We start from the raw sequence: 14,409 nt of genomic DNA, 5'->3' as shown, positions 1-14,409 counted from the left end.
CGGACGCGCGGCGTGCGTCACTCGGGCTCGGTCCAGACGCCCTGCTCGCGCTCCGTCCACAGCTCGGCGCGCGCGGCCGTCTTGGCGTCCATGCGCTCCTTGTACTCCTGGCGCTTCTCGCCGCGCGTCGGACGCGCCCGCTCTTCGAGCCGCAGGTCGGACCCGCGCGGCCCGCCGAGCAGCTCGGAACCGGTGAGCAGCGTCGGCTCCCAGTCGAAGACGACGGCGTTCTCCTCGGGGCCGATGCGCACCTCGTCCCCGGCCACGGCGCCCGCCTCGTAGAGCTTGTCCTCGACGCCGAGCCGGGCGAGCCGGTCGGCGAGGTAGCCGACGGCCTCGTCGTTGGAGAAGTCGGTCTGACGCACCCAGCGCTCGGGCTTCTCGCCGCGCACCGCGAACCAGACCTGCCCGCCGGCCTCGCGCCGCGTGACCGTGAACCCGGACTCGTCGACGGCACGCGGACGCAGCACGACGCGCGTCGGCTCGGCCGGCGGCGCGGCGCGGCGCGCCTGCTCCACACGCTCGGCGAGCGCGAACGTCAGCGGGCGCAGGCCCTCGTGGCTCGCGGTGGAGATCTCGAACACGGCCAGCCCGCGCGCCTCGAGGTCGGGCCGGACCATGTCCGCCAGCTCGCGCGCCTCCGGTACGTCGACCTTGTTGAGCACGACGACCCGGGGACGCTCGACGAGCGGGACGCCGCCGGCGGCGACCTCGAGGTCCTCGGCGTACGCGGCGAGCTCGGCCTCGATCACGTCGAGGTCGCTGATCGGGTCGCGACCGGGCTCCAGCGTCGCGCAGTCGAGCACGTGCACGACGACCGCGCAGCGCTCGATGTGCCGCAGGAACTCCAGGCCCAGGCCCTTGCCCTGCGAGGCCCCGGGGATGAGCCCGGGGACGTCCGCCACGGTGTACCGGGCGTCGCCGGCCTGCACGACGCCGAGGTTCGGCACGAGCGTCGTGAACGGGTAGTCGGCGATCTTCGGGCGCGCCGCCGAGATCGCCGCGACGAGGCTGGACTTGCCCGCGCTGGGGAAGCCGACGAGCGCGACGTCGGCGATGGTCTTCAGCTCGAGGACGACGTCGGCCGCCTCGCCGGGCTCGCCGAGCAGCGCGAACCCGGGCGCCTTGCGCCGCGGCGAGGCGAGCGCGGCGTTGCCGAGCCCGCCGCGGCCGCCGGCGGCCACCACGTAGCGCGCGCCGGCGCCGACGAGGTCCGCCAGGACCTGCCCGTCGGGCGACTTCACGACGGTGCCGTCGGGCACGCCGAGCACGAGGTCCTCGGCGGTCGCGCCGTTGCGGTGGTCCCCCATGCCCTGCGTGCCGTTCCCGGCGTGCCGGTGGGGCAGGTGGTGGAACGGCAGCAGCGTGGTCACCTGCGGGTCGACCTCGAGGATCACGGACCCGCCGTTGCCCCCGTTCCCGCCGTCGGGGCCCGCCAGGGGCTTGAACTTCTCGCGGTGGACGGACGCGCAGCCGTGCCCCCCGTCACCACCGGTCGCGTGCAGCACGACCCGGTCGACGAACGTCGCCACGGTGTGTCCTCCTCCGGCGCGGGTGCGCCTGCCTGGTCCTGGCCCTGCCGCCGTCGGGCGGGGGCCTTCCACGTGCTCGTGAGGGGGCGGCGGGTGCCGCTCCGCCTCCTTTCGATCGTCACACACGACGAAGGGGCGCACCGCACCGGTGCGCCCCTCCGTCAGCGATCGGGTTGTGTGTCGCGCCTCAGAGGTCCGCGACGACGTCGACGACCTTGCGGCCACGACGGGTGCCGAAGGCGACCGCACCGGCGGTCAGCGCGAACAGCGTGTCGTCGCCGCCACGGCCCACGTTGGCGCCCGGGTGGAAGTGCGTGCCGCGCTGGCGGACGAGGATCTCGCCGGCCTTGACGACCTGACCGCCGAAGCGCTTGACGCCGAGGCGCTGCGCGTTCGAGTCGCGACCGTTGCGCGAGGAGCTCGCGCCCTTCTTGTGTGCCATGACTGACCTGCTCTCTTGCTGCGGGACGACGGGGAGGAGCCGCTCGAGGCGGCCCCGCTCACTGGATGCCGGTGACCTTCAGGCGGGTCAGCTTCTGGCGGTGACCCTGGCGCTTGCGGTAGCCGGTCTTGTTCTTGTACTTGAGGATGTCGATCTTCGGGCCCTTCTCGTCCCGCACGACCTCCGCCGTCACCGTCACCGCGGCCAGGGCCGCGGCGTCCGTCGTGACCTTCTCGCCGTCGACGAGCAGGAGCGCCGGCAGCTGGACCGTCGACCCCGTCTCCGCGGCGAGGCGGTCGACGACGACGACGTCGCCCACGGCGACCTTCTCCTGGCGGCCGCCGGCCTTCACGATCGCGTACACCACGTTGCTGCTCATCTCTGCTCGTCGGACCTTCGGTACTGCTCGTTCGGTGTCTCGTCACCGCCGGTGCCCGCGCACCACCCGGCCAGCAGGCTCAGGGGTTCGCGTCGGCGGTCGACGGCACGTGCACCGGCACCGGCGCGGCGGCCGCGGGGCCGTCACGCACCGGCGCGCACGCGGCGCACCGACGTTCTAGGGTACGGACCCCGTCGCGTCGGGTCAAACGCGCCCCGGTGCGTCAGTCGTCCCCGTCCCGCACGGCGTCGCCGTCCGGGTCGCCCTGCTCGTCGTCGTCCGCCGGGACGTCGAAGACCTCCGGCGCGACCGCGTGCAGCTCGAGCACCTCCTGCGCCGAGGTCCCCTGCGCGTCCTCGGGCGTCGCACCCGGCGCCGCCGGGGCCACGCCCGCGGCGGCGAGCTCCGCGAGCACGTCGAGCGTCGGGGCCTCCGGCGCGCCCTGGGCGGGCGCGGCCGGCGCGGCGTCGGACCCGGCGTCGTCGTGCACGACGTCGTCGGACGGGGCCTCGTCGGAGGCGGCGGTGTCCTGGGCCGGTGCTGCGAGCGTGGCCTCGACGACGACGTCCGTCGTCACCTGGGTCACCGTCTCCTCGACGACCGCCACGTCCCCCGCGGCCGGGCCGCCCGCCGGGTCGCCGGGACGGTCTGCCTCGTCGGCGTGGTCGTGGTCGTGGTCGTGCGCGTGCGCGGCCGCCGCGGCGATCGTCGCGAGCGTGGCCTTGACCGCCTCGCGCGCCTCGGGCAGCACCGGCACGACCGGCGCGGGCGCCGGGGCGGCCTCCGCCGCGCCGCCGTTGCCGCGCTTGCGGCGCGAGCGCTTGGACTCACCCTCGGCCGCCTGCGGTGCGCCGGCGTCCGGACGCGGGTTCTTCTCGACCGGGTCGGCGTGCACCACGAAGCCACGCCCGTGGCAGTGCTCGCACGTCTCGCTGAACGCCTCGACGAGGCCCTGCCCGACGCGCTTGCGGGTCATCTGCACCAGACCCAGCGAGGTCACCTCGGCGACCTGGTGCTTCGTCCGGTCGCGGCCGAGGCACTCGACCAGGCGGCGCAGGACGAGGTCGCGGTTCGACTCGAGCACCATGTCGATGAAGTCGATGACGATGATGCCGCCGATGTCGCGCAGCCTCAGCTGGCGGACGATCTCCTCCGCGGCCTCGAGGTTGTTGCGCGTCACCGTCTCCTCGAGGGTGCCGCCGGCGCCGGTGAACTTCCCGGTGTTGACGTCGACGACCGTCATCGCCTCGGTGCGGTCGATCACCAGCGACCCGCCCGAGGGCAGCCAGACCTTCCGGTCCATGCCCTTCGCGAGCTGCTCGTCCACGCGGTGCGCGGAGAACACGTCCTGCGTGCCGGTCCACTTCGAGACCTTCGCCGCGAGGTCGGGCGCGAGCTCGCCGACGTACGTCGAGATGGTCGTCCACGCGTCGTGGCCCTCGACGACGAGCGAGGAGAAGTCGTCGTTGAAGATGTCGCGGACCACGCGGATCGCCATGTCCGGCTCCCCCTGCAGGAGCGCCGGTGCGGACGCGGTGCGGGCCTTCTTCTCGATGGCCTCCCACTGGCCCTGCAGACGGGCGACGTCGGCGCGCAGCTCCTCCTCGCTCGCCCCCTCGGCGGCCGTGCGCACGATGACGCCGGCCGAGTCGGGCACGAGGTCGCGCAGGATCTTCTTCAGGCGCGAGCGCTCCGTGTCGGGCAGCTTGCGGCTGATGCCGGTCATGCCGCCGCCGGGCACGTACACGAGGTAGCGGCCGGCGAGCGTGATCTGGCTCGTCAGGCGCGCGCCCTTGTGCCCGATCGGGTCCTTGGTGACCTGCACGAGCACGGAGTCGCCGGACTTCAGCGCCTGCTCGATGCGGCGCGGCTGCCCCTCGAGGCCCACCGCGTCCCAGTTGACCTCGCCGGCGTACAGCACGGCGTTGCGGCCCTTGCCGACGTCGACGAACGCCGCCTCCATGCTCGGCAGCACGTTCTGCACGCGGCCCAGGTAGACGTTGCCGACCATCGACGCCTGCGCCTGGTTCGACACGTAGTGCTCGACGAGGACGCCGTCCTCGAGCACGGCGATCTGCGTGCGGCCGTGCCGCTCGCGCACGATCATCGAGCGCTCGACGGACTCGCGCCGCGCCAGGAACTCGGCCTCGGTGATGATCTGACGGCGACGCCCCGCGTCGCGGCCCTCACGCCGGCGCTGCCGCTTGGCCTCGAGACGGGTCGACCCGCGCAGCGCGGTGACCTCGTCCCCGGCCGAGCGCGAGCGCCGCGGCTCGTCGGCCGTCTCGCCGCGGGCGCCACGGCGGCGACGGCGGCGGCGCCGGCTGGAGCCGCCGCCCTCCTCGTCGCCGGCGGCCTCGTCGGCCGCCTGCTCGTCGGGCTCCGCCTCGGCCTCCTCGTCGGGCTCGCCCTCGGGCTCGTCGCCCTCGGCGGCACCCTCGGCGCGGCCCCGGCGGCCCCGGCCACCGCGGCGACGACGCCGGCGCGGCGCACCCTCGTCGTCCTCGTCAATGCGCGCGTCGTCGTCCTGGTCGTCGGCGACGTCGTCGGCCGGCGCGTCCTCGACGACGGCCTCGTCGTCCGTCGTGACGTCCTCGGTCGGCTCCGTCGTCTCCTCGCCGCCGCGACGGCTGCGGCCGCGGCCGCCACGTCCGCGCCGGCGCGAGCGCGTGCCGCCCTCGGTCTCCTCGGCCGGGGCGGTCGGCTGCTCCTCGACGACCTCGTCCTCGGGCGCGGCGTGCGCCGCCTGCGAGATCTCCTCGGGCGAGCCGGCCGCGACCTGGGCGCGACGGCGCCGCGGCCGGGTGGCGTCGGGCGCCTGGAACAGGACGGCCGTCGTCGCCAGGCGGGCGCGCGGCGGCGTGCCCCCCTCGGTGGCGGTCGGCGTGCGGACGGGGCCGAGCTCGGCGAGCACGTCCAGCTGCGGGGCCGAGGGCTCCGGCGCCGACTCCTGCGCGGCGGGGCTCGCCGCGGTCGTGGCGAGCGCGGTGTCGATGCTCGCGTCCTCGACGGTGGCCGGCGTGCGGCGCGTCGAGCGGCGGCGGCTCGTCTTCTTCGCCGGCGCCTCGGCGGCGGCCGCGTCGTCCGACGCGGGCTCGGTGGGCTCAGCGGCCGGTGCTGCCTCGGCGGCGGGGGTCGCCTCGGCGGCCTCGGCGGGCGCGTCCTCGACGGCCGGCTCGGGCGCCGCCGCGGCACGGCGGCGGCTGCGGCGCGGCTTCTGCGCCGGTGCGGGCTCCTCGGCGGCCGCGGGCTCCTCGGCCGGTGCGGGCTCCTCGGCCGGTGCCTGCTGCGCCTCGTCGGCGGCGGGCACCGTGTCCTGCGGCTGCGCGTCGTCGTCCGGGGCGACCTCGTCCGCGTCCTCGGCGGGCGCCGGGATGACGTCCTCCTCCGGCTGCGGCTCCGCGGTCGCCTCCGCGGCTGCCGGCGTCTCCTCGCCGGCCTCCGGCAGCACGACCGTGCGGGTCACGCGGCGCGAGCGGCGCGGGCGGGCCGGCGCCGCGGGCGCGGGCTCGACGGGTGCCGGCTCCGCGGCCACCCGGGTGGGGGCGGGCTCGGGCGCGGGCGTCGCAGCGGCGGGAGCCGCCGGCTCGACGGCCGGCGTGGCCTCGACGACGGGCGGGGTCACCACGTCACGCACGACGCGGCGGCGGCGCCGCGGGGGCGCCTCACCCCCGCCGGACGTGGCTGCGGTCGCGTTCTCGGGGGTGTTCTCGGGGGTCACGCGGGGTGCTCCTGTGTACCGGGGGCCCCGTCCACACGTCGTGCGCCCCCGGGCGGTCGTCGTCGCTCCCCCGGAAGACCCGGCTCGGCGACGGAAGTCGTCGGTCGCGGCCGCCGCGCGGGCGTCCGGCGCCATCGCCCGCCGGGCCGTCTCGGGGCTCCGCATCGGAGCGGCCCCGAGGAGGGCGGCGGTGAGGCTGCACGGACCGCCGGTGCGGCGAGGCCGTTCGGACCCGGCGGTGTGGCGCCAGGACCGGGACGAGTATCGCACAGCGGGCCGCGGACGCCTCCGCGGGACCACGCGCGGCGCGTCCGCCCACGTGACGACGCCGTGTCAGAACTCGGGACCTTGGTCCCCCGTCCCGCACGACCCCCCTTCCTACGGTCGAGCCAGGCGGTGGACCCCGCCCGCTCGCCTCGGCCGAGCCGCCCCCCTCGTACCGTCGGAGACCTGAGTGGACGCCCTCGACCTGGCCCGCTGGCAGTTCGGCATCACGACCGTCTACCACTTCGTCTTCGTCCCGCTGACGATCGGGCTGTCGCCGCTCGTGGCGATCATGCAGACCGCGTGGGTGCGCACCGGCAACGAGCGGTGGCTGCGCCTGACGAAGTTCTTCGGCAAGCTCCTGCTCATCAACTTCGCGATCGGCGTCGCCACCGGCATCGTGCAGGAGTTCCAGTTCGGCATGAACTGGTCCGAGTACTCGCGGTTCGTCGGCGACGTGTTCGGCGCGCCGCTGGCGATGGAGGCGCTCGCCGCGTTCTTCGTCGAGTCGACGTTCCTCGGGCTGTGGATCTTCGGCTGGGACAAGCTGCCGAAGCGGATCCACCTCGCCTGCATCTGGGCGGTCGCGGTCGCGACGACCCTGTCGGCCTTCTTCATCCTCGCGGCCAACTCCTGGATGCAGCACCCGGTCGGCACGACGTTCAACTTCGAGACCGGCCGCGCGGAGATGACCGACGTCGTCGCGGTCCTGACCAACCCCACCGTGCTCGCCGCGTTCCCGCACACCGTCGCCGCGGCGTTCCTCACGGCGGGCACGTTCGTCGCGGGCATCGCCGCGTGGTGGATGGTCCGGCTCGCGCGCTCCGGCCAGGCCGACAAGGCCCGGGACGTCTACCGCCCGGCGGTCGTCCTCGGCCTCGTCACGATGCTCGTCTCCGGGGCCGGCGTCGCCGTCAGCGGCGACTGGCAGGCCAAGCTCATGTTCCAGCAGCAGCCCGCCAAGATGGCCGCCGCGGAGGGGCTGTGCGAGTCCCAGGACGGGGCGCCCTTCTCGATCCTGGCGATCGGCGACCTGACGAACGACTGCGCGGGCGTGCGCCACCTCGTCGAGCTGCCCGGCGTGACGTCCTACCTGGCGACCGGCGACTTCAGCGCCCCCATCCGCGGGGTCGAGGAGCTGCAGGAGCACTACGCCCGGTGGATCAGCGACTGGGAGGAGGAGAACGGCGTCCCGCCGACCTTCGACGAGGACACCCGCTTCTACCCGAACCTCGCGGTCACGTACTGGTCCTTCCGGCTCATGATCGGCCTCGGCGCCGGGTCCGCGGCGCTCGCCCTCGCCGCCCTGTGGCTGCTGCGGCGCAAGGGCTCCGTGACCGACCGGCCGTGGTTCGCCACGCTGGGCCTCGCCGCGATCCCGACCCCGTTCCTCGCGTCCGCGTTCGGCTGGGTCTTCACCGAGATGGGCCGTCAGCCGTGGATCGTCGCACCCAACCCCGACGCCTCGGGCGTCGACGGCGTGTGGCTGCTCACCGCCCGCGGCGTCAGCGAGGTCGTCAGCCCCGGGATGGTGGTCTTCTCGATGGTCGGCTTCACGCTCCTGTACGGCGTGCTCATGGTCGTGTGGTTCCGGCTCATGCGGCGGTACGCCGTCGAGGGCGTCGCGGACACCGAGCGCGACCCGAGCCCCGAGGCCGCCCCGCCCGCCGACGACGACGCCGACGGCACCACCCGTCCGCTGTCCTTCGCCTACTGAGGAGACCGCCGTGGACCTCCCCGTCATCTGGTTCCTCCTCATCGCGGTCCTGTGGACCGGCTACCTCGTGCTCGAGGGCTTCGACTTCGGCGTCGGCATGCTGCTGGCCGTCCTCCCCCGCGGGGACCGCGCACGGCGCGAGAAGGAGCGGCGCCTGCTCATCAACACCGTCGGCCCCGTCTGGGACGGCAACGAGGTGTGGCTGCTCACGGCCGGCGGCGCGACGTTCGCCGCGTTCCCCGAGTGGTACGCGACGCTGTTCTCCGGGTTCTACCTGCCGCTGTTCCTCATCCTGCTCGCGCTCATCGTGCGGGTCGTGGCATTCGAGTGGCGCGGCAAGATCGACGACGACCGCTGGCGCGCGTGGGCGGACCGGGCCCTCATGGTCGGCTCGTTCGTGCCGTCGCTGCTGTGGGGCGTGGCGTTCGCGAACCTCGTGCGCGGCGTCGAGCTCGACGCGGACCACCAGTACGTCGGCGGGTTCCTCGCCCTGCTGTCGCCGTTCGCGCTGCTCGGCGGGCTCGTCACGCTCAGCCTGTTCCTCACGCACGGCGCGGTGTTCCTCGCCATGAAGGTCGACGGCGACATGCGCGAGCGGGCCGCGACGTTCGCGTCGCGCAGCTCCGTGGTCACGCTCGTCGCCGCCGGCACGTGGGCGGTGTGGGCGCAGCTCGCGTACTCCGTCGCGTGGACGTGGGCCGCGGTGCTCGTCGCCGCGGCGGCGCTGCTGACGGTCGTGCGGGCGACCCGCGCGCGGCGGGAGGGGGTGGCCTTCACGGCGTCGGCCGTCGCGATCGTCGCGGCCGTCGTGCTGATCTTCGGCTCCATGTTCCCCGCGGTCATGCCCGCGCTCGACCCCGCGAACTCCCTCACCGTCGAGAACGCGTCCTCCACCGACTACACGCTCACCGTCATGACGTGGGTCGCCGCGGTCCTCACCCCGCTCGTGCTGCTCTACCAGGGCTGGACCTACTGGGTGTTCCGCAAGCGCCTGACGCTCGAGCACATCCCGGAGGCGACGGGCCTGACGTTCGCCCGCGTCACCTCGCGGTCGTGACGAGGACCGTGACGGGCGCCCGCCCGTGAAGCCGCTCGACCCCCGCCTGCTGCGCTACGCGCGGTCCGCCCGCGGCTACCTCGCCCTGACGGTCGGGCTCGGGCTCGCCACGGGCGGGCTGGTCGTGACGCAGGCGCTCCTGCTCGCCCACGCCCTCGGCTCGGCCGTGGCGGACGGCGCCACGCTGCCCGACGTCGTACCCCTCGTCTCCGGGCTGCTCGCCGTCGTGGTGGCGCGCGCGCTCGTCGCCGGCGTGCAGGAGCGGTACGCGCACCGGGCCGCGACGCGGGCGGTCGCCGAGCTGCGCGAGCAGGTGGTGGAGCACGCGGCCGCCGCCGGGCCGCGGCGTGCCGGCGAGGACGCCGCGGGCGTCGTCACGCTCGCCACGCGGGGGCTCGAGGCGCTCGAGCCGTACTTCGTGCGGTACCTGCCGCAGCTCGTCCTGGCCGCGACGCTCACGCCCGCGACCCTGCTCGTCGCCCTCGGCCTGGACTGGGTGTCGTTCGCCGTACTGGTCGGCACGCTCCCGCTCGTGCCCGTGTTCATGTGGCTCGTCGGGGTCATGACGCAGGGCCGGTCGGCGCGCGGCCTGGCGACCATGGAGCGGCTGGGGTCCCAGGTGCTCGACCTGCTCGCCGGGCTGCCGACGCTGCGCGCGTTCGGCCGCGAGCGCGGGCCGGAGGCGCGGGTGCGGGCGCTCGGGGACGCGCACCGGCGGGCCACGACGGGGACGCTGCGGATCGCGTTCCTGTCCGGCATGGTGCTCGAGCTGCTCACGACGCTGTCGGTCGCGGTCGTCGCCGTCGGTGTCGGGCTGCGCCTCGTGCACGGCGGCCTGGACCTCGTCACGGGGCTGGCCGTGCTCGTGCTCGCCCCGGAGGTCTACGCGCCGCTGCGGCAGGTCGGTGCGCAGTTCCACGCGTCGACCGACGGGGTCGCGGCCGCCGAGCGCGCGTTCGCCGTCCTCGAGGCGCCGCTGCCCGTGCCCGGCACGCTCCCCGCCCCGGACCTGGCGCGCGGCGAGGTGCGCGTGCGGGGCCTGGGGGTCCGCGCACGCGGCGGCTGGGCACCGGCGTCCCTCGACCTGACCCTGCGCCCGGGACGCGTGGTCGCCCTCGTCGGGCCGTCGGGCGCCGGCAAGACGACCGCGGTCGAGGCCCTGCTCGGCCTGCTGCCGCCCGACGCGGGCACCGTCCGGCTCGTCGGCGCCGACGCCACGGGCGTCGACGTGGCCGACGTGGACCCGCGGACGTACTGGCGGCAGGTGACGTGGCTCCCGCAGCGCCCGGTGCTCGAGCCCGGCACCCTCGACGCGCTGCTCGGCTCCCCCGACCCCGCGGACCGGGACCGTGCCGCCGCCCGCACGGGGCTCGACGCGGTCGTGGCGGCCCTGCCCGACGGGTGGGGCACCGTGCTCGGCGCCGGCGGCACCGGGCTGAGCGTGGGGCAGCGCCAGCGCCTCGCCCTCACCCGCGCGCTGCTGCGCCCGACGTCCCTCGTGGTGCTCGACGAGCCGACCGCGCACCTCGACGCGGCGGGCGAGCGGGTCGTCCTGGACACCGTGGACGCCCTGCGCGCGCGCGGCAGCGCGGTGCTGCTCGTCGCCCACCGCCCCTCCCTCGTGGCGCTCGCCGACGACGTGGTCGCGGTGCAGGCCGCCGCGGACCCGGCCACGGTCGGTGCCCCGTGAGCGCGCCCGACCGCGGCACGCTGCGCCGGGCCGTCCGCCTGCTCGACGTCGACGCGCGCCGGGTCGCGCTCGCCGTGCTGCTCGGCACGCTCGCCCTCGGCTGCGCGGTCGCCCTCGCCGCGGTCTCGGCGTGGCTCATCGCCCGGGCGTCGCAGATGCCGCCGGTCCTCACGCTGTCCGTCGCGACCGTCGCCGTCCGCACGTTCGGCATCGGGCGCGGGCTGCTGCGCTACCTCGAGCGCCTGGTCTCGCACGACGTCGCGCTGCGCGGCATGGTCGCGCTGCGGACGACCCTGTACGCGCGGCTCGCGGCGGGCCGGCCGGAGGCGGTGCTCGCCGTGCGGCGGGGGGACCTGCTCGCACGCGTCGGCGCGGACGTCGACGCCGTCGGCGACGTGGTCGTGCGCGGGCTGCTCCCGGCCGCCGTCGCCGCGGTGCTCGGGGTGGGCACCAGCGTCGCCATGGCACTGTTCTGGCCGCCCGCCGGGCTCGCGCTCGCGCTGTGCCTCGTCCTCGCCGGCGTCGTCGCGCCCTGGGCGACGGCCCGCGGGGCGCGGCGCGCCGAGGAGCGCGGCGTGCAGGCACGCGCCGACATGACCGCGACCGCGCTCGGCGTGCTGGACGACGCCGGTCCGCTCGCCGTCGCGGGGCGGCTCGAGGCGGAGACCGCCGCCCTGCGCGACGCCGACCGCCGGCTCGCCGCCGCCGCGGACGCCGGCGCGCCGTCCGCCGCGGTCAGTGCCGCCCTCGGGCAGCTCGCCGTCGGGCTCGCCGTCGTGGCCGCGCTCGTCAGCGGCGTGCCGGCCGTGCGGGCCGGGCTGCTCGCCCCGGTCGAGCTGGCCGTGGTCGTGCTGACGCCGCTCGCCGCGTTCGAGGCGACGTCCGTCCTGCCGGCCGCCGCCGTCCAGGTGCAGCGCTCGCGCGCCGCCGCCGCCCGGGTCCTGGCCCTGCTGGACGCGGCCGGTCCGGGGACGAGCCCCGCCGCGCCGCACGCCCCCGAGCCGGCGACCGACGCCGCCGTCCCGGGCCCGCAGCTGCGTGCCGAGGGCGCGACGTGCGGGTGGCCCGGCCGCGCCGCCGCGGTGCACGACGTGGACCTCGTGCTCGCCCCGGGGCGCCGCGTCGCCGTCGCGGGTCCCAGCGGCGCCGGCAAGACCACCCTGCTGCTCACGCTCGCGGGACTCCTGCCGCCCACCGGCGGCGCGGTGCGGCTCGACGGGCGCGACCTCGGCGCTCTCCCCCGCGCGCAGGTCGTGACCGCGGCCGTCGCCACGACCGAGGACGCCCACGTGTTCGGCACCAGCGTGCTCGAGAACCTGCGGGTCGCCCGCGGGGACCTCACCGCTGCCGAGGCGCGCGAGGCGCTCGAGCGCGCGGGCCTCGGCGCGTGGCTCGCCGGGCTCCCCGACGGCCTGGGGACGGTCCTCGGCCCCGACGGACGCACCGTGTCCGGCGGCGAGCGCCGGCGCCTGCTCCTCGCGCGCGCCCTCGTCGCCGACGCCCCGCTCGTCCTCGTCGACGAGCCGGCGGAGCACCTCGACCCGGTGACGGCCGACGCGCTGCTCGACCGGCTGTGGCACCTGCCGCCGACCCGCGCCGGCGCCGCCCGCGGCGTCCTCGTCGTGACCCACCGCCTCACCACGCTGGCCGCCGCCGACGAGGTCCTGTGGCTGCAGGACGGACGAGTCGCGGCGCGGGGCACCCACGCGGAGCTGCTGCGTGACGTCCCCGGCTACCGTGAGGCGGTGGAGAGCGAGCAGAGCGCCGCGGTCCGGGCCGTCCCGGCCGTCGTCCCGGCGGCCGGCCCCGCCCGCGAGGTGGGCGCGTGAGCGCCGGGTACGTCGAGCCGCCGGGCGCCGCGCGGCCGCCGGCCCAGCCGACCGGTGCGCCCTTCCGCGCCGGCGAGCTGGTCGAGGTCAGCCCACTGCCCTCGCCGCTGACCGGTGACGCACTGACGGACCTGCTCAACGCGATCCTGGCCGTCGCCGGGCAGCTCGAGCTGCCCGCCGTGCTCGACCGGTTCGTCCAGGTGAGCGCCGAGCTCACGCACGCCCGCTACGGCGCGATCAACGTCCTCGACGAGGGCGGCCGGTCCACGACGTTCGTCTACACCGGCGTGCCGACCGCGGTCGCGCGCATGCTCGACCACCCGCCGCACGCGCAGGGCGTGCTCGGGCAGATCCCCGTCGAGGGGGCGCTGCGCCTCGACGACCTCACGCAGCACCCCGCGTTCCGCGGGTGGCCCGCGCACCACCCGCCGATGGGCTCGTTCCTCGGGGCGTCCGTCAAGGTCGGCGAGCAGGTGTACGGCCAGCTCTACCTGTCCGAGAAGGACGGCGGGCCGTTCGACGCGCGCGACGAGGAGATGGTCGTGGCCCTCGCCGCGGCCGCCGGCGTCGCCGTCGCGAACGCGCGGCTGTACGCCGACGCCGAGCGACGGGAGCACTGGCTGCGCGCGGGCCAGGACATCACCACCATGCTGCTCGAGGGCGTCGACGAGGAGGACGCGCTCGCGCACATCGCCCGCACGGCGCGCCAGGTCGCCAACGCCGACACGGCTGCCCTCGCCCTGCCCGGGCTCGGCGGCGAGCTGTTCGTCGAGCTCGCCGACGGGTACCGCGCCGACGAGCTCACGGGCCTGGTCATGCCCCGCGACGGGCGCGCCTGGACCGCCCTCGAGGAGGGTCTGGGTCTGCTCGTGCCGTCGCTGAGCGCGTCCCGCACCGTCAAGGTCGAGCAGATGCGCGCCTTCGGCCCGGCGATGTACGCACCGCTGCAGTCCTCCGGCCGCGGCGTCGGCGTGCTCGTGCTGCTGCGGAAGATCGGCTCGACCCCGTTCGACGAGAGCGACCTCGCGACCGCGGAGTCCTTCGCCTCGCAGGCGGCGCTGGCGTACGTGCTCGCCGAGGCGCGGCACGCGCAGGACGTCGCGGCGCTGCTCGACGAGCGCGAGCGCATCGCGCGGGACCTGCACGACCTCGCGATCCAGCAGCTCTTCGCGACGGGCATGCAGCTGGAGACGGTGCGCCGGCGGGCCGCGCGCGGCGTGGACGCGACCGAGCTGACCGACATCGTCGAGGAGGCCCTCGACAACGTCGACAGCTCGGTGCGGCAGATCCGGCAGATCGTGCACGCGCTGCGCGACCCCGACGCCGCGACCGCCCTCGTCGAGCGGCTGCGGCGCGAGGCCTCCCTCGCGCGCACCGGCCTCGGCTTCGCGCCGTCGCTCGTCCTCACGCTCGACGGCACGCCGCTCGCACCGGGCGACGGCGAGGCGGAGGACCTGCTCGACGAGCGCCTCGACGCCGACCTGACGGACGACGTCGTCGCCGTCGTGCGCGAGGGGCTGGCCAACGCCGCCCGGCACGCGCACGCGTCGTCCGTGGCCGTGCGGGTCGCGGTCCGCGGGCGCGGGCCGACCGGCTCCGTGGCGATCGAGGTCGAGGACGACGGCGCCGGCCTGCCGGCCGTGCGCGACCGCAGCTCGGGCACCGGCAACCTCGCCTCGCGCGCGCGGCGCCACGGCGGCACCTTCACGCTCGGCACGGCGCCCAGCGGCCGGGGCGCGCTGCTGACCTGGCAGGCCCCCCTGGGCTGACGCGCGCGG

At 76.3% G+C, this 14,409-nt stretch carries 9 protein-coding genes; 5 read left to right on the top strand and 4 right to left on the bottom strand.

Features of this window, described 5'->3' with window-relative positions; all coding sequences use genetic code 11:
* Nucleotides 1-17: 17 nt before the first annotated feature.
* The 4 genes from obgE to FB586_RS11835 all read right to left on the bottom strand — a co-directional run bounded on the left by obgE (nt 18) and on the right by FB586_RS11835 (nt 6,074).
* Nucleotides 18-1,532, bottom strand: coding sequence for a GTPase ObgE (gene obgE, locus FB586_RS11850; RefSeq protein ID WP_136519494.1), 1,515 nt, complete (start codon nt 1,530-1,532; stop codon nt 18-20).
* A 187-nt stretch (nt 1,533-1,719) separates the two neighbouring features.
* Nucleotides 1,720-1,974 (bottom strand): 50S ribosomal protein L27, encoded by a 255-nt coding sequence (gene rpmA, locus FB586_RS11845; protein WP_136519493.1) that lies wholly within the window; start codon nt 1,972-1,974, stop codon nt 1,720-1,722.
* A 58-nt stretch (nt 1,975-2,032) separates the two neighbouring features.
* Nucleotides 2,033-2,341 (bottom strand): 50S ribosomal protein L21, encoded by a 309-nt coding sequence (gene rplU, locus FB586_RS11840; RefSeq protein ID WP_222928360.1) that lies wholly within the window; start codon nt 2,339-2,341, stop codon nt 2,033-2,035.
* Between the two features lie 235 nt (nt 2,342-2,576).
* Complete coding sequence (locus FB586_RS11835; protein ID WP_370741073.1) at nt 2,577-6,074, bottom strand: Rne/Rng family ribonuclease; 3,498 nt, start codon at nt 6,072-6,074, stop codon at nt 2,577-2,579.
* Between the two features lie 454 nt (nt 6,075-6,528).
* Between FB586_RS11835 and FB586_RS11830 the strand changes: the two genes are divergently transcribed.
* From FB586_RS11830 to FB586_RS11810, 5 genes are read left to right on the top strand one after another with little or no spacing between them, the layout of a single operon-like run.
* On the top strand, nt 6,529-8,055 hold the full coding sequence (locus FB586_RS11830; RefSeq protein WP_136519491.1) for a cytochrome ubiquinol oxidase subunit I: 1,527 nt from the start codon (nt 6,529-6,531) through the stop codon (nt 8,053-8,055).
* A 10-nt stretch (nt 8,056-8,065) separates the two neighbouring features.
* Nucleotides 8,066-9,112 carry a cytochrome d ubiquinol oxidase subunit II gene (gene cydB / locus FB586_RS11825; RefSeq protein ID WP_136519490.1) on the top strand — a complete coding sequence of 349 codons (1,047 nt, stop codon included), beginning with the start codon at nt 8,066-8,068 and terminating at the stop codon, nt 9,110-9,112.
* Between the two features lie 25 nt (nt 9,113-9,137).
* Nucleotides 9,138-10,802 carry a thiol reductant ABC exporter subunit CydD gene (gene cydD / locus FB586_RS11820; protein ID WP_136519489.1) on the top strand — a complete coding sequence of 555 codons (1,665 nt, stop codon included), beginning with the start codon at nt 9,138-9,140 and terminating at the stop codon, nt 10,800-10,802.
* Nucleotides 10,799-12,631, top strand: coding sequence for a thiol reductant ABC exporter subunit CydC (gene cydC, locus FB586_RS11815; protein ID WP_136519488.1), 1,833 nt, complete (start codon nt 10,799-10,801; stop codon nt 12,629-12,631). Before cydD ends, cydC begins: the two co-directional genes overlap by 4 nt.
* Entirely contained in the window at nt 12,628-14,400 is a 1,773-nt protein-coding gene (locus FB586_RS11810) for a sensor histidine kinase (RefSeq protein WP_136519487.1), read from the top strand. The genes cydC and FB586_RS11810 overlap by 4 nt, the downstream gene beginning before the upstream one ends.
* The last annotated feature ends 9 nt before the right edge of the window (nt 14,401-14,409 follow it).

It is taken from the genome of Cellulomonas telluris (genome assembly GCF_004886325.1).
Classification (GTDB): domain Bacteria; phylum Actinomycetota; class Actinomycetes; order Actinomycetales; family Cellulomonadaceae; genus Cellulomonas; species Cellulomonas telluris.
The sequence above is the reverse complement of the archived record's forward strand: the minus strand, read 5'-3'. Positions and strand labels throughout refer to the sequence as shown.

Coding starts and splice junctions, on each gene's coding strand:
- rpmA (WP_136519493.1), bottom strand. CDS start 1,974: ATGGCACACAAGAAGGGCGCGAGCTCCTCGCGCAACGGTCGCGACTCG.